This window comes from Bradyrhizobium sp. WSM4874 (assembly GCF_055811835.1).
In genome coordinates this window covers 85105-102425 of record NZ_JBVVPR010000026.1, presented here as the reverse complement: position 1 = coordinate 102425, position 17321 = coordinate 85105, and the positions used below count along the sequence as shown (strand labels likewise).

Annotated in this window: 14 protein-coding genes and 1 pseudogene; 5 read left to right on the top strand and 10 right to left on the bottom strand. The window is 64.6% G+C overall.

Features of this window, described 5'->3' with window-relative positions:
• The first annotated feature begins 68 nt into the window (after nucleotides 1–68).
• A complete protein-coding gene (locus tag AC0L3P_RS25005; protein ID WP_275168991.1) occupies nucleotides 69–953 on the top strand; it encodes a ParB/RepB/Spo0J family partition protein in 885 nt (294 codons plus the stop codon).
• A 144-nt stretch (nucleotides 954–1097) separates the two neighbouring features.
• Here AC0L3P_RS25005 and holA read toward each other — a convergent pair whose 3' ends face one another.
• The 3 genes from holA to leuS are packed head-to-tail and all read right to left on the bottom strand — an operon-like array spanning nucleotide 1098 to nucleotide 5336.
• The gene (holA, locus tag AC0L3P_RS25000; protein WP_275168993.1) at nucleotides 1098–2126 is read right to left on the bottom strand and encodes a DNA polymerase III subunit delta; all 1029 of its coding nucleotides are present in this window, start codon (nucleotides 2124–2126) and stop codon (nucleotides 1098–1100) included.
• A 47-nt stretch (nucleotides 2127–2173) separates the two neighbouring features.
• On the bottom strand, nucleotides 2174–2725 hold the full coding sequence (lptE, locus tag AC0L3P_RS24995) for an LPS assembly lipoprotein LptE (RefSeq protein ID WP_473305938.1): 552 nt from the start codon (nucleotides 2723–2725) through the stop codon (nucleotides 2174–2176).
• Complete coding sequence (gene leuS / locus AC0L3P_RS24990; protein WP_473305936.1) at nucleotides 2712–5336, bottom strand: leucine--tRNA ligase; 2625 nt, start codon at nucleotides 5334–5336, stop codon at nucleotides 2712–2714. The genes lptE and leuS overlap by 14 nt, the downstream gene beginning before the upstream one ends.
• 193 nt (nucleotides 5337–5529) lie before the next feature.
• Here leuS and AC0L3P_RS24985 point away from each other — a divergent pair, with 193 nt between their 5' ends.
• Nucleotides 5530–6576, top strand: a complete 1047-nt coding sequence (locus tag AC0L3P_RS24985) for a GGDEF domain-containing protein (RefSeq protein ID WP_473305933.1) — start codon at nucleotides 5530–5532, stop codon at nucleotides 6574–6576.
• Between the two features lie 3 nt (nucleotides 6577–6579).
• Here the strand turns inward: AC0L3P_RS24985 and AC0L3P_RS24980 are convergent, their stop codons facing one another.
• On the bottom strand, nucleotides 6580–8277 hold the full coding sequence (locus tag AC0L3P_RS24980; protein WP_275169001.1) for a diguanylate cyclase domain-containing protein: 1698 nt from the start codon (nucleotides 8275–8277) through the stop codon (nucleotides 6580–6582).
• A 107-nt stretch (nucleotides 8278–8384) separates the two neighbouring features.
• Here AC0L3P_RS24980 and AC0L3P_RS24975 point away from each other — a divergent pair, with 107 nt between their 5' ends.
• A complete protein-coding gene (locus AC0L3P_RS24975) occupies nucleotides 8385–9074 on the top strand; it encodes a YggS family pyridoxal phosphate-dependent enzyme (protein WP_473305929.1) in 690 nt (229 codons plus the stop codon).
• 138 nt (nucleotides 9075–9212) lie between these two features.
• Here the strand turns inward: AC0L3P_RS24975 and AC0L3P_RS24970 are convergent, their stop codons facing one another.
• The gene (locus tag AC0L3P_RS24970) at nucleotides 9213–9986 is read right to left on the bottom strand and encodes a 2-keto-4-pentenoate hydratase (RefSeq protein ID WP_473305927.1); all 774 of its coding nucleotides are present in this window, start codon (nucleotides 9984–9986) and stop codon (nucleotides 9213–9215) included.
• 6 nt (nucleotides 9987–9992) lie between these two features.
• On the bottom strand, nucleotides 9993–10529 hold the full coding sequence (locus AC0L3P_RS24965; protein WP_473305925.1) for a L,D-transpeptidase family protein: 537 nt from the start codon (nucleotides 10527–10529) through the stop codon (nucleotides 9993–9995).
• Nucleotides 10530–10764: 235 nt separating this feature from the next.
• Between AC0L3P_RS24965 and AC0L3P_RS24960 the strand changes: the two genes are divergently transcribed.
• Both AC0L3P_RS24960 and AC0L3P_RS24955 read left to right on the top strand, forming a co-directional pair.
• The gene (locus AC0L3P_RS24960) at nucleotides 10765–11451 is read left to right on the top strand and encodes a response regulator transcription factor (RefSeq protein WP_007598630.1); all 687 of its coding nucleotides are present in this window, start codon (nucleotides 10765–10767) and stop codon (nucleotides 11449–11451) included.
• Between the two features lie 57 nt (nucleotides 11452–11508).
• Nucleotides 11509–11952, top strand: coding sequence for a cyclic nucleotide-binding domain-containing protein (locus tag AC0L3P_RS24955; RefSeq protein WP_007598631.1), 444 nt, complete (start codon nucleotides 11509–11511; stop codon nucleotides 11950–11952).
• Nucleotides 11953–12062: 110 nt separating this feature from the next.
• Here the strand turns inward: AC0L3P_RS24955 and xth are convergent, their stop codons facing one another.
• The 4 genes and pseudogenes from xth to AC0L3P_RS24935 form a co-directional block, all read right to left on the bottom strand.
• The gene (gene xth, locus AC0L3P_RS24950) at nucleotides 12063–12878 is read right to left on the bottom strand and encodes an exodeoxyribonuclease III (RefSeq protein WP_473305923.1); all 816 of its coding nucleotides are present in this window, start codon (nucleotides 12876–12878) and stop codon (nucleotides 12063–12065) included.
• 151 nt (nucleotides 12879–13029) lie between these two features.
• Complete coding sequence (locus AC0L3P_RS24945; RefSeq protein ID WP_473305921.1) at nucleotides 13030–13785, bottom strand: outer membrane lipoprotein carrier protein LolA; 756 nt, start codon at nucleotides 13783–13785, stop codon at nucleotides 13030–13032.
• 152 nt (nucleotides 13786–13937) lie between these two features.
• On the bottom strand, nucleotides 13938–16415 hold the full coding sequence (locus AC0L3P_RS24940) for a DNA translocase FtsK (protein ID WP_473305916.1): 2478 nt from the start codon (nucleotides 16413–16415) through the stop codon (nucleotides 13938–13940).
• A 9-nt stretch (nucleotides 16416–16424) separates the two neighbouring features.
• A pseudogene (locus AC0L3P_RS24935) lies at nucleotides 16425–17212 on the bottom strand (aminotransferase class I/II-fold pyridoxal phosphate-dependent enzyme); the annotation flags it as partial.
• Nucleotides 17213–17321 lie beyond the last annotated feature (109 nt).

Sequence of the window (17321 nt, the reverse complement as noted above, 5' to 3'; positions counted from 1 at the left end):
GGCTAACCCACCCTACGATTCGAAATTCAGTTCTGGAGTGCTGCAGCGTGAATCCAAGGGAGCTGGCGATGGCCGACGAAGCGCGTTCGCGATTGGGCCGGGGTCTTGCGAGTCTGATCGGTGACGTCGGGGGCGAGGCTCAGCATGTCGATCGGCCGCGCGCGCAGCGCAAGGTGCCGATCGAGTTCATCAAGCCCAATCCGCGCAACCCGCGCCGCACCTTTTCGGAAAGCGAGCTCAGGGAGCTTAGCGATTCGATCAGGCAGCACGGCGTGATCCAGCCGATCGTGGTGCGCCCGGTGAAGGGGGCGCAGGACCGCTTCGAGATCATCGCCGGCGAGCGGCGCTGGCGCGCCTCGCAAATGGCCGGCCTGCACGAAGTGCCGATCGTTCCCGTCGACATCAGCGACAGCGATGCGCTGGAGTTCGCGATCGTCGAGAACGTGCAGCGCGAAGACCTCAACCCGATGGAAGAGGCGCTCGGCTATCACGCGCTCGCCAACGAGTTCAAACGCAGCCAGGACGACATCGCCAAAGTCGTCGGCAAGAGCCGCAGCCACATCGCCAACATGATGCGGCTGACGAAGCTTCCCGCCGAGGTGCAAGCGTTGATCACGAGCGGTGAGCTGACCGCGGGTCATGCGCGCGCGCTGATCGGCGTGCCTGATCCGCTCGCGGCTGCCAAGCGCATCGTCGAAGAGGGCCTTAACGTCCGCCAGACCGAGGCGCTGGCGCATGAAGAGGGCGTGCCGGAGCGCAAGCCGCAGAAGGCCCGCACGGGAGCGAAGGAAAAGGACCCTGATACGGTCGACCTGGAGAAGCGCGTCAGCGACGCGCTCGGGCTCAAGGTCACGGTGAGCCACCGCGACCCCGGCGGCTCGGTCCAGATCAACTACCGCAACCTCGATCAGCTCGACGAGGTCATGCGGCGGCTGGCAAAGGGCGCGGTGTAGCCGTTGTTTTCGCTCTCTCACCCTCACCCTGAGGAGCCGCGAAGCGGCGTCTCGAAGCAATCCAGAATCTTTCCGCGGAGAGATTCTGGATTGCTTCGTCGCAAGGGCTCGTCGCAATGACGAGGGGACAGACAGAGCGGGTGCTCAGCCCCGCCGCTTCGCGTTCGCGGCGATCGCCATCAGCGTGCGCTGGGCGATGGCGGCGGCGAGGGTAGATTGCTTGCGGGTGTCGAGCGCGGCCGTCGCGAGCTGCTCGATGATGGCGGCGAGACGCGCCACGCTGAAATTACGCAGTGCGGTTTCGACCGCGGGCTTCCGCGAAAAATGCAGGCGCGGGTAGCCGCTGTCGAGCACGGCGGAAGCGGGCGTGCCGTCGGCGATCGCGAGGGCCGATTTGTGCAGCCACGCCGCCTGACGCTGCGCCGCAGAGATGATCACGCCGGGGTAGGTGCCGGCGATCATGGCTTTGGCAAACTCGTTCTCGACGATCTCGGGCCGGCCGGCGAACGCACCATCGACGATCGGATCGAGTTTCAGCTCCGACGCATCGGCGACCACAGCCATCACGTCATCCAGCGTGATCTCGCCCTTGCCATGGGCATAGAGCGTGAGCTTGCGGAGCTCGTTGCGGGAGGCCTGTCGGTCGCCGCCGAGGAACGACATCAGCGCTGCGCGGGCGTCCTGCGCGATGCGCAGATTGGCGATGCGGAGCTCGTCTTCCATCAGCTTGGCGAGGTCGCGCTCGGTATCGGGATAGCAGGCGATCGCGACGGCCGTCTTGGCGCGCTCGCAGGCCTTGCGCAGTGGCGATTCCGGACGCAGCTCGCCGGCCTCGATCACGATGCGGCAATCTTTCACGCCCATCTCCGCCAGCGTGTCGATAGCGCTGGCAAAGCTGCGCGAGCCGGCGCGCACCCGGATGGCGCGGCGGCCGCCGAACAGCGGCACCGTCATGGCCTCGTCGACGAGGCGCGACGGCTCGGCGGAGAGCTCGTCACCATCGACCTTGACCAGTGAAAAGGGATCGTTTGGATCGTCGACAGCCGAGGCGATCAGCGCATCTGCGCGTTCGCGGACCAGGCCGGCGTCAGGACCATAGAGCAGGATGATCGGACGGCCCGCATCGGGGCGGGCGAGAAAGGCGTCGATCTCTTTTCCGCGCAGCGCGACCATGTTGCCTGGGGGTCGTCATTCCGGGCGAACCGGGATGACGGGATGAATTAAGTGCCCGCGGTGAAGAACGAGGCGAGGCGAGTCGTGATGTTCTCTGCGATCTCGTTGGCGGCACGATCCTCGGCATCACGTATCGCGCGGTTGCGGCTGAAGCGCTGATAGGAGCCGGGCATGTCGTAGGACACGCGGGAGAACGTCGTGCCGGTCATCACCGACCTGCCGCTGACCACCTCGATCAGATTGTACTGGGCGTCGAGGCCGTAGTTTTCGCTGCTCGGCAGGCCGGTATTGGGATTGACGATCAGCGACGTCTTGCTGCTTGCGAAGCGGATCTCGAGGCGATGGGTCGGCGGCATGCCGGTGGCCGTGCCATAGAGCTTGAAGGCCAGCGCGTTGCGGACCTCGACGCCGACGCGGGCCTCGCGCGACGCGTTGGCCTTGGCGATCGGGGGCAGATCGACCCCCATCAGCTTCTCGCGCAGGCCGGGGGTGCCGTCGGTGTGCTCGGCATACATCGGGTGGAAGCAGCCGGCCGTCATGGCCGCCAATGCGGCGACCGCCAGCAAGCGGGCTGCGGTGCGGATCCTAGCCGACAACATTCACGATCCTCTTGGGGACGATAATCACCTTGCGGACGGGCTTGCCGTCCAGGGCCAGTTTTACCGCATCGAGGGCCAAAACGGCAGCCTCGATTTCCGGATTCTCGGCCGCTGTTGCAACTGTGACCTCGCCTCGCTTCTTGCCGTTGACCTGAACCACTAGGGTCACACTGTCTTCAACCAGCAAATCGCGTTCGATTTGGGGCCAATTGGCCTCGGAAACCAGCCCGCTGTGGCCCAGAACCTGCCAACACTCCTCGGCCAGATGCGGCATCATCGGGGAGAACAGCTGGACCAGGATCTGGCTGGCCTCCCGGATCGCCCAGGCCAAGTCTGGAGCCGGCTGGCCGGGACGCTGCAAGACCTCCGCAAACGAATTGGTGAATTCGCGGATATGGGCGAGGCAGACGTTGAAGTGCAGCCGCTCGATCCCGGTGGTGACCTTGTCCAGCGCGCCCTGGGCGGCCTTGCGCAAGGCGGTGGCGTCCGGGCCGAAGCTGGCCGGCCGGGCCGCCGGCGCGGACTTGCCGGGTTCGATGGAGTCGTTCACCAGCCGCCACAGCCGCTGCACGAAGCGCGAGGCGCCCTGGACGCGCTCATCGCTCCAGATCACGTCGCGCTCGGGCGGGGAGTCCGACAGCATGAACCAGCGGGCGACGTCGGCGCCATAGGTCTCGATGATGTCGTCGGGGTCGACCGTGTTCTTCTTCGACTTCGACATCTTCTCGATCGGGCCGATCTGGATGTCTTCGCCTGACGTCAACAGCGTGGCGCGGCGGCCGTTGGCGCCGGTCTCGACCTTCACCTCGACCGGCTGGACGTAGGTGCCGTCGGCCTTCTGGTAGGTCTCGTGCACCACCATGCCCTGCGTGAACATGCCGGCGAACGGCTCGTCCAGAGCGATGTGCCCGGTCGCCTTCATCGCGCGGGTGAAAAAGCGGCTGTAGAGCAGATGCAGGATCGCGTGCTCGACGCCGCCGATATACTGGTCGACCGGCAGCATGCGGTTAGCGACCGCAGGCGTCGTCGGCGCGTTCTCGTTCCAGGGATCGGTGAAGCGCGCAAAGTACCAGGACGAATCCACGAAGGTGTCCATGGTGTCCGTTTCGCGGCTAGCCTTGCCGCCGCATTGCGGACAGGTGGCGTGCTTCCAGGTCGGGTGATGATCGAGCGCGTTGCCCGGCTTGTCGAAGCTCACATCTTCCGGCAGCACCACCGGGAGGTCGGCATCCGGCACCGGCACCACGTCACACTTCGGACAGTGGATGACAGGAATCGGGCAGCCCCAATAACGCTGGCGCGATATGCCCCAGTCGCGCAGGCGGAAATTCACCTGGCGCTCGCCGACCGGCGCGTTGCCGCGAAGCTCGGTTTCGAGACGCTTCGCCACCTCGTCCTTGGCCTGATCGATGGTCATGCCGTCGAGGAAGCGCGAATTGATCATGCGGCCGTCACCGTCATAGGCGGTATCGGTGATGACAAAGCTCTTGGGATCTTGGCCTTCGGGGCACACCACCGGCGTGTTGCCGAGAGCATATTTGTTGACGAAATCGAGATCGCGCTGGTCGTGGGCGGGGCAGCCGAAGATGGCGCCGGTGCCGTATTCCATCAGCACGAAGTTGGCGACATAGACCGGCAGCTTCCAGCTTGGATCGAACGGGTGAACCGCGCGGATGCCGGTATCGAATCCCTGCTTCTCGGCGGTGTCGATGATCTCCTGCGCCGTGCCCATCCGCTTGATCTCGCCGATGAACTCGGCGAGCTTCGGATTCTTCGCGGCGGCCGCCTGTGCCAGCGGATGATCGGCCGAGATCGCCATGAACTTCGCGCCGAACAGCGTGTCGGGGCGCGTCGTGAAAATCCTCAGCTCGCTCTCGCCGGCCGGCGTCGTCGCCGCGTCGAGCGCGAAGCGGATCAGCAGGCCCTCGGACCGGCCGATCCAGTTGCGCTGCATCAGCCGCACCTTGTCGGGCCAGCGATCGAGCGTATCCAGCGCTGACAGCAGCTCCTGCGAGTACTTCGTGATCTTGAAGACCCACTGGTTCATTTCCCGTTGTTCGACAACGGCACCCGAACGCCAGCCTTTGCCGTCGATCACCTGCTCGTTGGCGAGCACGGTCATGTCGACGGGGTCCCAGTTCACCTTGCGCTTTTCGCGCTCGGCGAGACCTTCGCGCAGGAAGTCCAGAAACAACTTCTGCTGGTGCTTGTAGTAGCTGGGATCGCAGGTCGCGATCTCGCGGCTCCAGTCCAGCGACAGCCCGATCGAGCGGAGCTGCTTCTTCATCGCGGCGATGTTGTCGTAGGTCCAGGCCTTCGGCGCCACCTTGCGCTCGATCGCGGCGTTCTCGGCCGGCAGGCCGAAAGCGTCCCAGCCCATCGGATGCAGCACGTTGAAACCCTTGGCGCGCATGAAGCGGGCCAGCACGTCGCCGAGCGTGTAATTGCGGACATGGCCGATATGGATGCGCCCCGACGGGTAGGGGAACATCTCCAGCACATAATATTTCGGCCGCGGATCGTCGTTCTTGGAGACGAAGATCGCCTGTTGGTCCCAGGCGGCTTGCCAGCGCGGTTCGGCGTCGCGGGCGTTGTAGCGTTCGGAGGTCATGGAATCGTTGGGTTTTCGTGGATCTGGGCCGTCTAAAGACGGCGGACTAGGCCATAGAAGTCCTCAGGGGGTCAATGGGTTGCCGCAATTTGGGAACCTTCGGCGCTGCACCGCATAACTACTGAGGCCGCGTTGGGGCGTGATTAAGGGGTCGATGCCAGTTTGCGACTGACCAGAATTCTCAAGACTTGTGATGGACGCCAGCTTCGACGATCCCGATTACGACTATGCCGCGTCCGTTGCCGAACGGGCGATGCGGAGCATGGCCGAACAGCGGATCCCTGCCACGCCGGCCAATTTCGCCGTCTGGTTTCGCTATTTCGCGGGCAGCCATGACGATCTGCGCAACGCCATCGACCTCCTGATCGATCATAACCGTCCCTTCGACGTCAGGACCAATCAGGATCTGTTCAAGACCTATGTCGCGCCCAAGGGGGGCGCTATCGTCTCGGAGACCTCGGAGCGGCTGCATGCTCTCATGGGAGCGGCGAAGGATTTTCTAGCAACCGCGATCGCCGACAATCACTCCCAGATGCAGGCGATCAACGAGGTCGCGGACCAGGGCAAGGCCGGCGTCGATCCCAAAGCGCTGGTTGCCCAGCTCATGAACGAGCTGGGCCGCGCGGCCACCCGCGCGACGCGGCTCGAGGCAGGCTTTGCGGAAAAGACCCGCGAGCTCGACGTGATCCGCGCCTCTCTCTCCAAATCAGAGGAGCGTGCCCGGACCGACACGCTCACAGGCCTCGCCAACCGCCGGGCGCTCGACGAATTCCTGCGCAAGGCGCAGACAACTGCGGACTGGGGCGAGCCGCTCAGCGTGCTGATGCTCGACATCGACCACTTCAAGACCTTCAACGACAGTTTCGGCCACGGCGTCGGCGACCAGGTGCTGCGCCTGATGGCCAAGGTGCTGCGCGAAAAGGTCCGCGAGCAGGACCTGTCGGCCCGCTATGGCGGCGAGGAGCTGATCGCGGTGTTGCCGGATGCCGACCTCGCCGTCTGCGCCCAGATTGCCGAGCGCATCAGGCACGCGATCGCGGAATGCAGGATCACGCGCCGGTCGACCGGCGAGGTCCTGCCCCATATCAGCGTGTCGATCGGCGTTGCGCAGTACCGGAGCGGCGAAGCGATCACCGATCTCATCGAGCGCTGCGATCGCGCGCTCTATCTCGCCAAGAACAGCGGCCGCAATCGCGTGGTCACAGAGAGCGAACTCGATGGCGCCCGGGCGGCGGGTTAAGCCTCAACCCGCCATCATCATTTCCGCCGCGCCGTTGTCGATGACGGTGATGCCGTGCTCGACGACGTTGTTGCGGCCGCGGTGCTTGGCGGCGTAGAGCGCTGCGTCGGCGGCTTCGATCAAATCGCCCGGACGTAAACTCTCGTTGGGCTTTGTCGCGGCAACGCCGATCGAGACGGTCACGATCATGTGGTCGGAGGTGATGTGCGGCAGGCACAGCTTCAGCACGGCCGCGCGCGCCTGTTCGCCGATTTCAACGGCGCGCGCCACGTCGGTGTTTGGCAGCAACAGGCAGAATTCCTCGCCGCCGTAGCGGGCCGCGAAGCCCATCGTGTCGGCGGCGATGCCGGACAGTGATTCGCCGAGCCTGGTCAGGCACGAATCGCCTTCGAGATGGCCATAGGTGTCGTTGAACAGCTTGAAATGGTCGACGTCGATCATCAGAAGCGCGAGGTCGCTGCCATATTGCTGCGCGCGCATCCATTCGAAGTCGAGGCGGCTCTGGAAGCCGCGGCGGTTGGCGAGCCCCGACAACATGTCGATCGAGGCCATCACCGTGAGCCGGTCGTTGCTCGCCATCAGCTCGCGTTCGCGCTGGCTGAGCTGCGCGGCCATCGCGTTGAACGCGCGGGCCAGCGGCACGAACTCGGCCGGCAGGCGATTGCGCGCGGCGCGCGCCGAAAGATCGCCCTCGCCCAGACGCTTGGCCATGTCGGCGAGCATCCTGATCGGCTTGATGACCAGTTTCTCGGCTGCGATCAGCGCGCCAAGCAGCACGAATAGCACGACGAAAGCGAGCTGGAGATAGGCGGTGCGGATGTCGCGGCTCACGGCCGCGGACACCTTGTCCTCGTCGATGCTGGCGATCAGGCGGGCATTGGTCCCGGCGATGCGGATATAGCTGACCGCGCGGCGGGAGCCGTCGGCAGCGAGGAAAGAGAGTGAGCCTTCGTCCTGGTCCGACCTCAGCGCCTTGTCGGCGATCGCGGACATCAGCGGCATGTTGTCGAGCGGACGGCCGATCGCGCTATGCTGGTCGGCCGGTGCCGCCAGCACGATGCCGGCGCTGTCGACCAGCACGGCCGTGATGCCGGCGCGGCCGCCCAGATTGCTCATGACCTTCGACATCCAGTCGAGGTTGACCGTGGCGAGCACGACGGCATCCGCTACGCCGCTAAAGGCGGACACCGGGTAGACCGCCATGACGGTCGGTGTTAGCACCGGGCGCGACAGGATGAAGTCGCTCAGCACGAAACGGCCGGTTTCCTGCGCCTGCTGGAAGTAGGGCCGATCGCTGAGGTCGAGACCGACATACATGTTGTTGGTGGCGCACTGGATGCGTCCGTCCTGGCCCGCAATCAGAAGCGTGCGGATCCAGGGGAGATTCGACGGCAGGCTCGCGCGCAGCACGTCACAGCTCTTGCTGATGCCGCCGGCGGAGGCGCGGATGAAAGCTTCCGATTTCAGGATGGTCTCGACCGACGAGATCACCTCGCGCTGCGCATCGGCGCTGTGCCTTGCAACGGTGGTGAATTCGGCCGTGGCCTGCGCGATCTGCCGCGTGCGCGTGTCTTCAAGCGAACGGATGCGCTCGAACATCAGAGGCGTCACCAGAATCACCGCGAGCAACGCAAGCCGCGCCCGGATTCCGAGAACCTGCTTGAGTTTCGCTCGTTTGCGGTTGAAACTGACGTTTGCCATCTTCGCTGCCCACCCCGCAGCCAAGGTAAAGCAAAGGGTTCAAAAACTCTTTCTTGAACTCGGTAAAATTAGAACTAGCTCCGCAACAACAACTCCGATGCGACATCATGACTGAAGCCGACGCCGCGCCGCTAACCGGCCATTCACCAAACGCGCTCGCCGCGGTCGAAGCCGAAATCGCGCGCGCCTGCAAGGATGCGCGCCGCGAACGTGGCTCCGTGACGCTGATCGCGGTATCGAAAACTTTCGCCGCGGATGCAATTACCCCGGTCATCGACGCCGGACAGCGCGTATTCGGGGAGAATCGCGTGCAGGAGGCCAAAGGCAAGTGGCCCGCGTTAACTTCTGGTTACTCCGATATCGCGCTGCATCTGATCGGGCCGCTGCAATCCAACAAGGCGAAAGAGGCGGTCGCGCTGTTCGATGCCATCCATTCGGTCGACCGTCCGAGCATTTGCCAGGCGTTAGCCAAGGAAATCGAATCCCAGAACAAGCACCCGGAATTGTTTGTCCAGATCAATATCGGTGAGGAGCCGCAGAAGGCGGGCATCGCCCCCGGCGAGGCCGATGCTTTCATCGCGAGCTGCCGCGACAGCTATGGGCTGACGATATCGGGGTTGATGTGCATCCCGCCGGTAGACGAGCCGCCGGCGGCGCATTTCGCGCTGACCGCCAAGATCGCCGCGCGCAATGGATTGAAGAAGCTCTCGATGGGAATGAGCGCGGATTATGCTACCGCGATCATGCTCGGCGCCACCCATGTGCGCGTGGGAAGTGCGATCTTCGGGCACCGGTGAGAGCTGTAAGCCTGGGTCGCGCCCGGCAACGGCTATCGATTTCGTCATTGCGAGCGCAGCGAAGCAATCCAGAATCTTTCCACGGAGGGACTCTGGATTGCTTCGCTGCGCTCGCAATGACGGTGGTGTATGCGGGGCCTATTCGAACCTCACCGACACCGTCCCCAGCACGCCGAAATCAGCCGCGAAATGATCGCCGGCCTGGATCGGCAGCGGCGGATGGCACGTGCCCGTGGTCACCACCTCCCCTGCCCGCAAGGTGATGCCGAGGCCACGCAGCTCGTTGGCCAGCCAGGCGAGCGCAACCCAAGGATCGCCGAGCACGTTCTTGCCGTGGCCGAGATAGTGCTGGCCGCGCAGCGTGATTTGCGGCCGCTGCTCGACGAGATCCATGGCGCGCCAGTTCGCATTCGTCGCTGCGCCCAGCACGAACAGATGCGCACAGGCGTTGTCGGCGATCAGCTGCGCCTCGCCGGCGTTGACAAAATCGGCAAAGCGCGAATCGGGAATCTCGATCGCGGGATGCAAGCTGTCCACGGCGGCGAGCACCTCGTCGACAGGATACGGCGCCGCGCGCGGCGGCAGATCGCGCGCCATGCGGAAAGCGAACTCGGGTTCGCCGACGCGCATCGCGTTGCCCTTCATCGAGGCGGTGCCGCCATCGGCGATCACGGTGTCGCTCATGATCCGACCGGCCAGCGGTCCCGCGACATTGATGTGCTTCTGTCCGGACTCGCTCGTCGCAGCGATCTTCCAGCCAAACAATGTCCCGCTGAGCGCAGCCTGCACGGCGTAACCTTCGGTGCGGTTCTGAGGCCGTAACCGTGGCTCCAGTGCGTCAATCTTGGTGCCGTCGCGCCAATGTTTGACGAGGACCTGCGAAGCGGCGGCGATCTGATCCCTGTCGAGCATGTGTCCTCACCCAATGATGATTTTTGTTTTTGGTCCCAGCCGCCGCAGCAATTGTCGCATCGCAGCCTTGGTCATCGACACGCAGCCTGCGGTCGGGCCGAAATTGTCGCGGGCCAGATGCAAAAACACCGCACTGCCGCGGCCGGCGATCCGCGGCCTCGTGTTGTGGTCGATTTCGATGATGAAGTCATAGAGATGGTCGGCCCGCTTGAGCCGATCGCCGCCCTGCCCCTCGCCGAGCCGGATTCCCTGATTGTAATGGCGGTCCTTGGGGTCCTCGCACCAGGCGTCCTCGCAGGTGATGATCCGGGCCGGCAGGAAGGTCTGCGGGCGGCTATGCCGGTCGCCCCGCCACCACAATCGCCTGGGACGGAAGCTGCCCCTCGGGGTGCCGCCATCGCCCTCGCGCTTGTTCGCCAGAATGCCGCCGCGTCCGAGCGCCACCGGAATCGTCAGCGCTCCGGCAGTCAGCCAACCCCGGCGCGGATTCCCGGCGGCAGGCTTAACGCGGATCGCCGAGAGCGGCCCGGCGCTTCGGTTCATGTTGTAACTAGCTGACGCAGCTTTATTTTTCATGTGAACGTGCGATGTCGAATTCATTACAGGACATTCATCAAAACGGCCTGCTATTCTGGGTTAGAGTGGTTCTGGCTTGTGAATCGGTAACAGCCCACTACTTCAAGACGAACAACAATAATAACGGCGACCCCTAAACTTCCCTCTCGGCTGGGTGCAGCATGGATGCGCGCCGCGCCGGACCCCAAAAGGATGACCCCCTATGGCCAATGCCCGCAAGATCCTGATCGTGGATGACGATACCGATCTGCGCGATACGTTGGTGGAGCAATTGTCGCTGCACGAAGAATTCGAAGCCTCCGCGGTCGATACCGGCGCCAAGGGCGCGAGCGCCGCGAAGGCCAATGCCCCCGATCTCGTCCTGATGGATGTTGGCCTGCCCGACACGGATGGCCGCGAAGTGGTCCGTTCGTTACGCAAGGGTGGGTTCAAGGCTCCGATCATCATGCTCACCGGGCATGACACCGATTCCGACACGATTTTGGGGCTGGAATCCGGCGCCAACGACTATGTCGCAAAACCTTTCCGCTTCGCCGTGCTGCTGGCGCGCATCCGCGCCCAGCTCCGGCAGCACGAAGCCAGCGAGGACGCGGTGTTCTCGGTCGGCCCCTACTCCTTCCGGCCCGGCTCCAAAATGCTGACCGCCGCCAACGCGCGCAAGGTCCGGCTGACGGAGAAGGAAACCGCCATCCTCCGCTTCCTCTACCGGGCCGGCCAGATGCCGGTCTCGCGCGAGACCCTGCTCCAGGAGGTCTGGGGCTACAATTCCGGCGTCACCACCCACACGCTGGAAACCCACATCTACCGCCTTCGCCAGAAGATCGAGAAGGACGCCGCCAACCCGGAAATCCTGGTCACGGAAGCCGGTGGCTACAAGCTGGTGCCGTGATACGCTTCTGGGGCGTGCGAATCGTTTAGATTGCATGCCCTTGAGCCCCGGACCTGAATGTCAATCGACGACGATGTAGCGCTTCTCGAGCGTGTCCCGACACTGCGCCTGTTGGGAGACGCTTCGTTGCGCATGCTGGCGATCGGCTCCGAGCAGCGTGACTTCGTCCGCGGTGACGTCTTGTTCAATCTCGGCGACGATGCCGATGCGGGCTTCGTGGTCCAGCGCGGCGCCTTCCGGGTCGACGACGGCGCCGGCGCGGAGATGATCGCAAGTCCCGGTGCGCTGATCGGCGAGCTCGCGCTGATCGTACCGATGAAGCGGCCGTCGAGCGCGATCGCGATCGAGCACGCCTCCGTCATCCGCGTCGCGCGCAGCCTGTTTCAGCGCGTGCTCGAAAGCGACCCTGCCGCCGCCGTTCGCCTGCGCGATGAATTCGCGGTGCGCTCCAGCCAGATCGCCAGCGATATATTGATGGCCGGTGCGAAGTTGACGAGTTGAGTGTCTTAGCTTCGTAGCCCGATGGAGCGAAGCGTAATCCAGGATTCTCGCCTGCGGAAAGACCGTCCCGGATTGCGCTTCGCTCCATCCGGGCTACGGATCTCCCGTAATCATAGATCCAGCGTCACCGTCACCGGCACATGGTCCGACGGCCGCTCCCAGCTGCGCGCGTCGCGCAAAATCTTGAAATCGCTGACCGCATCTTTCAGCACGCGCGAGACCCAGATGTGGTCGAGCCGGCGGCCGCGGTCGCCGACGGTCCAATCGGCGGAGCGGTAGCTCCACCAGGTGTAGACCTTTTCCGACAGCGGAATGCGCTCGCGGGCGACGTCGACCCACTCGCCGGCGGCGAGCGCGGCTTGCAGCTTCTCGGTTTCGACAGGCGTGTGCGACACCACTTTCAGGAGCTGCTTGTGCGACCAGACGTCGTTCTCATGTGGGGCAACGTTGAGATCGCCGACCAGGATGTGGCGGTCCTCGCCGCGCGGATGCAACGGCTCGCACGCCTTCATCTCGTCGAGGAAGCGGAGCTTGTGATCGAATTTCTCGTTCAACGCGGGATCGGGAATGTCGCCGCCGGCCGGCACGTAGAAATTATGCACCACCAGGGGCTTCGCGATCCCAGCCTTCTCACCGAACGATACTGAGATGTGGCGTGAATCCACCTTGTCGCAGAAGGTGCGGATGTCCTTCGACTCGAACGGAATCTTCGAGACGATGGCGACGCCGTGATAACCCTTCTGCCCGTTCAACGCGACATGCTCGTAACCGAGCCGCTTGAAGCGCTTCAGGGGAAAGGCGTCGTCGATGCACTTGGTTTCCTGGAGACACAGCACGTCTGGTCGCGCGCTCTTGAGAAATTTTGCGACCAGATCGATGCGTAGCCGCACCGAATTGATGTTCCAGGTTGTCAGGGAAAAACGCATGAGGGATGCGTCTTAGCATGGATTGGGCGTACGCAAATGCGTGTCCACAGGTCCCGTAGGGTGGGCAAAGCGAAGCGTGCCCACCATAGCTGGCGTGAGGATGAGAGATGGTGGGCACGGCGCAAGTGCGCCTTTGCCCACCCTACGGCACTTAGCCCGGCGACGCGCCGTAATTCGTGAAGTCGATCTTGAACATGCCGGGATCGAGCTTCTTGCTCGTGTCCAGATTATAGACCGCGATCGTGGTGTCGTAGCCCTGCGGGTCGGTGACGGTCCACTGCTTCAACTGGCCGTCCTTGGCGCCGAACATCAGCAAGAGGCGACTGGTGCCGACCAGCGCCTGCTTCTCCTCGATGGTGACGCTGACGAAGACGTCGTCGGCCGAGACGTTGACGACGTTGGTGTCCTTCATCAGGTCGATGCGGTCGGACAGCAGGAAACGCAGCGGCGTCTGCGACAGCGGGTAGACGTCCTGCGTCGCGAGCTTGCGGTCGCGCACCACCAGTGACGATCCGTCGGCGACGATGTCGATCGGGCTCGGCGCGTCATATTCGAAGCGCACCTTGCCCGGCTTCTGGATGTAGAAGTCGCCTTGCGTCTTGCTGCCGTCGGGGCCGACCTGGACGAAATTCCCGACCAGCGTCGACAATGACGACAAATAGGCGCTGACCTTTGCGGCCTGGGCCTTCTGGTTGGCATCGAAGGTCTGGAAGATGCTGCTCGGCACGTTGCGGCGCGGGTCCGGGATCACCGGATTCGGCGGCGTCTGGGTCGCGCCGGTGACAGTGGGCCCGCCGCCGGCCGGACCGCCATCGCGGCCCTTCGGTGCGGGCTTCGGCACGGGAACGGTCTGCGCGAACGACGCCGTGATCACCATCGCGGCGGTGACGAGAATCACGCCCGCCATGCGCGCGCTCCGCGCGGCGACGATGGCAGCGAATCGAATGTCCGGATGTCTGATCAACGCGTCGTCCTGTGTGGCTGGGCGCCCTTTTAGCGTGATTTCGGCCAAAAGCAGATAACGTTTTTGCGTGAAATGGTGGTCTGAGGCGGCTCGCCTCACATATGGCTGCCTTCTTCCTCGACCAGAATCTCGCGCTTGCCGGCGTGGTTGGCGGGTCCGACGATGCCCTCCAGTTCCATGCGCTCCATCAGCGATGCGGCGCGGTTATAGCCGATCTGCAGGCGACGCTGGATGTAGCTGGTCGAGGCCTTGCGGTCGCGTTTGACGATCGCAACGGCCTGCGAGAACAAATCGCCGCCGCCATCCGCACCCATGGCGGACGCGTCGAACACCGCGCCGTCCTCGTCCTCGCTGGGTTCTTCGGCTGTAACGGCTTCGAGATATTCCGGCTGTCCCTGCGTCTTGAGGTGGCGCACCACCTTCTCGACTTCGTCGTCCGACGCGAAAGGACCGTGCACGCGGCTGATGCGACCGCCGCCGGCCATGTAGAGCATGTCGCCTTGGCCGAGCAGCTGCTCTGCGCCCATCTCGCCGAGAATCGTGCGGCTGTCGATCTTGGACGTCACCTGGAAGGCGATGCGGGTCGGGAAGTTCGCCTTGATGGTGCCGGTGATGACGTCGACCGAGGGACGCTGCGTTGCGAGGATCACGTGCAGGCCGGCGGCGCGCGCCATCTGCGCGAGGCGCTGCACCGCGCCTTCGATGTCCTTGCCGGCGACCATCATCAGGTCGGCCATTTCGTCGACGATGATGACGATGTAGGGCAGCGGGTCGAGCGAGAGCTTCTCTTCCTCGTAGATCGCCTTGCCGGTTTCCTTGTCGAAACCGGTGTGCACCGTGCGCGTCGGCTCTTCCCCCTTGGCCTTCAATTCGAGCAGGCGCGTGTTGTAGCCGTCGATGTTGCGCACACCGAGCTTGGCCATGTTCTTGTAGCGCTCTTCCATCTCGCGCACGGCCCATTTCAGCGCGACCACGGCCTTCTTCGGGTCGGTCACGACGGGCGTGAGCAGATGGGGAATGCCGTCATAGACGGAGAGTTCGAGCATCTTCGGGTCGACCATGATCAGGCGGCACTGGTCCGGGCGCAGCCGGTAGACCAGGCTGAGGATCATGGTGTTGATGGCGACCGACTTGCCGGAGCCGGTGGTACCGGCGATCAGCATGTGCGGCGTGCGCGCGAGGTCGATGATGACGGGATCACCGCCGATGGTCTTGCCGAGGCAAAGCGGCAGTTTCGCAACCGAATCGACGGTCTCCTTGGCGACCAGCAGCTCGCGCAGATAGACCTTTTCGCGATGGGCGTTGGGCAGCTCGATGCCGATCGCGTTGCGGCCGGGCACGACGGCGACGCGCGCCGACAGCGCGCTCATCGAACGCGCGATGTCGTCGGACAGTCCGATCACGCGCGACGACTTGATTCCCGGCGCCGGCTCCAGCTCGTACAGCGTGACCACGGGACCTGGATGGGCCTTCACGATCTCGCCGCGAACGCCGAAATCCTGCAGCACGCCTTCGAGCGCGCGCGAATTGGCTTCCAGCTCGGCCTTGCTGAGCGGCTGGCGATCGCCGGCCTTGGGCGCGGCCAGCACCGATACGGAGGGAAGCTCGAACTTGTCGGAGGATTTCTTGGAAGTGGCTTTCGGCGCTGCCTTCTTGCGTGGGGCGCGCGCAACCGGCTCCTCCTCTTCCTCCTCGTCTTCCTCGACCTCTTCGTGCTCGTCCTCGTAGTCCTCGTCTTGCGACTGCGGCGAGATCGGCGGCGCGGAGCGGCCGCCACCGAGCTTCGGCTCCTGGCGGCTGAATGCAACGGCCTTGGTCTTCGGTCCGCTCGAGACCAGTGAGCGGTAGGCAGCGCCAAGCAACCAGGTCAGCCGTGCCTTCGTGCTCATCAAGGCGTGGAACAGCCAGCCCAGCGATACCGAACCGCGATCGCCCTCCTCGTCCTGGTCGAGCGGCTTGTCGTCATCCTCGATTTCCGCGAGTTCGTCGTCATGCTCGCGTGCGCCAAGGCCGCAGGCGATCAGGAAGGTCGCCGACATCGCCGCGAACAGGATCGTGCCGAGCACGATGCGATAGATCATGCCCGCCGGTCCGAAGATCACCGCGGGCGCGCGAACCAGGGCATCGCCGACCACGCCGCCGAGGCCTGTCGGCAGCGGCCAGGCGCCGCCATGCGGCCAGCAGCTGACGAAGCCCGCCGCGATCACCGTGCAGAGAATCCAGGAGCCGAGCCGCAGCGCCTCGCGATCGAACGGGCGATGGGTCAGCATGCGCCAGCCCCAGACCGCGACCGTCAGGACCAGCATGATCGCGCCGAGCCCGAGGATCTGCATCGCAAGGTCGGCGCCGATCGCGCCGGCATAGCCGAGAATGTTGCGGATCGGCCGCGACGTTGCGTGGCTGAGGCTGGGATCCTGCACTGACCAGGTCATCAACGCCGCCGAGGCGACGCCCGACAATGCGATCAGGCCGAGACCGCTGAGCTCGCGCACGCGCCGCGCCAGCCCCTCGCGGATCGAGGGCGGCAGGTGGCCGACCAGGGGAATGACACGTTCGATCGTCGACATGCTCACGGGCCCCGCCTAACCCAGAGTCTCGACCAGGCGGTGCAGCGCCTGCGCCGTGGTCTCGCCATCCTGCACCAGCGCAAGGCGAATGTAGCCCGCGCCGGGATTGAAGCCGTCGGGCTGGAGCCGCGCCAGATAGCTGCCGGGCACCACGCGCACGCCTGCTTCCGTGAAGAGTTTTAGGCACACAGACACGTCGTCGCCGATTGCGGACGTGTTGAGCCAGACGCAGAAGCCGGCGTCAGGCCGGCGATAGCCGTAACGATCGCCGATGATCTGGTCGGCGAGATCGAACTTGATCCGGTACAGCCTGCGATTCTCCTCGACATGCGCCTCGTCGCCGTAAGCGACGGTCGCGACATGCTGCAGCGGGACCGGCACCTGCGGCGCCGCAATGTTGCGCAGCTCCAGGAACATGCCGATGAACTTTTTGTCGCCGGCGGCGAAGCCGACGCGCATGCCCGGCAGATTGGAGCGCTTCGACAGCGACTGAAACGCAACCACGCGGGTGAAACCAGGGCCGGCACATTCGAGCGCGCTGCCGGGCGCTTCGCGGGTGTAGATCTCAGAATAGCATTCGTCGCTGAGGATCACGAAGCCGTAGCGGTCGGCGAGCTGCTTCAGGCGCGTGAAATAATCTCGCGAGGCCACCGAGCCCTGCGGGTTGGCGGGCGAAGCCAGATAAAACGCCACCGTGCGCGCCAGCGTCGCTTCGTCGATGGCGTCGAGATCGGGCAGGAAACCATTTTCGGCGGTGGTCGGCAGAAACACCGGCTCGCAGCCCGCGGCGCCCGGGCCCCCGCCCGCGGGCGCCCGGAAAAGGGGGGGGGGGAGGGGAGGCGGGGGGGGGGGGGGGGGGGCCGCCCCCCCCCCCCCCCCCCGGGGGGGGGGGGCCCCCCCCCCCCCCCCGCG

Bases quoted from the DNA above. Each gene is read 5' to 3' on its own strand.
- AC0L3P_RS24965 (WP_473305925.1), bottom strand. From the start codon at position 10,529: ATGAACCGAAGCGCCGGGCCGCTCTCGGCGATCCGCGTTAAGCCTGCC.
- AC0L3P_RS24975 (WP_473305929.1), top strand. From the start codon at position 8,385: ATGACTGAAGCCGACGCCGCGCCGCTAACCGGCCATTCACCAAACGCG.
- AC0L3P_RS24980 (WP_275169001.1), bottom strand. From the start codon at position 8,277: ATGGCAAACGTCAGTTTCAACCGCAAACGAGCGAAACTCAAGCAGGTT.
- AC0L3P_RS24985 (WP_473305933.1), top strand. From the start codon at position 5,530: ATGGACGCCAGCTTCGACGATCCCGATTACGACTATGCCGCGTCCGTT.
- AC0L3P_RS25005 (WP_275168991.1), top strand. From the start codon at position 69: ATGGCCGACGAAGCGCGTTCGCGATTGGGCCGGGGTCTTGCGAGTCTG.
- holA (WP_275168993.1), bottom strand. From the start codon at position 2,126: ATGGTCGCGCTGCGCGGAAAAGAGATCGACGCCTTTCTCGCCCGCCCC.
- lptE (WP_473305938.1), bottom strand. From the start codon at position 2,725: ATGTTGTCGGCTAGGATCCGCACCGCAGCCCGCTTGCTGGCGGTCGCC.
- AC0L3P_RS24960 (WP_007598630.1), top strand. From the start codon at position 10,765: ATGGCCAATGCCCGCAAGATCCTGATCGTGGATGACGATACCGATCTG.
- xth (WP_473305923.1), bottom strand. From the start codon at position 12,878: ATGCGTTTTTCCCTGACAACCTGGAACATCAATTCGGTGCGGCTACGC.
- leuS (WP_473305936.1), bottom strand. From the start codon at position 5,336: ATGACCTCCGAACGCTACAACGCCCGCGACGCCGAACCGCGCTGGCAA.
- AC0L3P_RS24945 (WP_473305921.1), bottom strand. From the start codon at position 13,785: ATGGCGGGCGTGATTCTCGTCACCGCCGCGATGGTGATCACGGCGTCG.
- AC0L3P_RS24955 (WP_007598631.1), top strand. From the start codon at position 11,509: ATGTCAATCGACGACGATGTAGCGCTTCTCGAGCGTGTCCCGACACTG.
- AC0L3P_RS24970 (WP_473305927.1), bottom strand. From the start codon at position 9,986: ATGCTCGACAGGGATCAGATCGCCGCCGCTTCGCAGGTCCTCGTCAAA.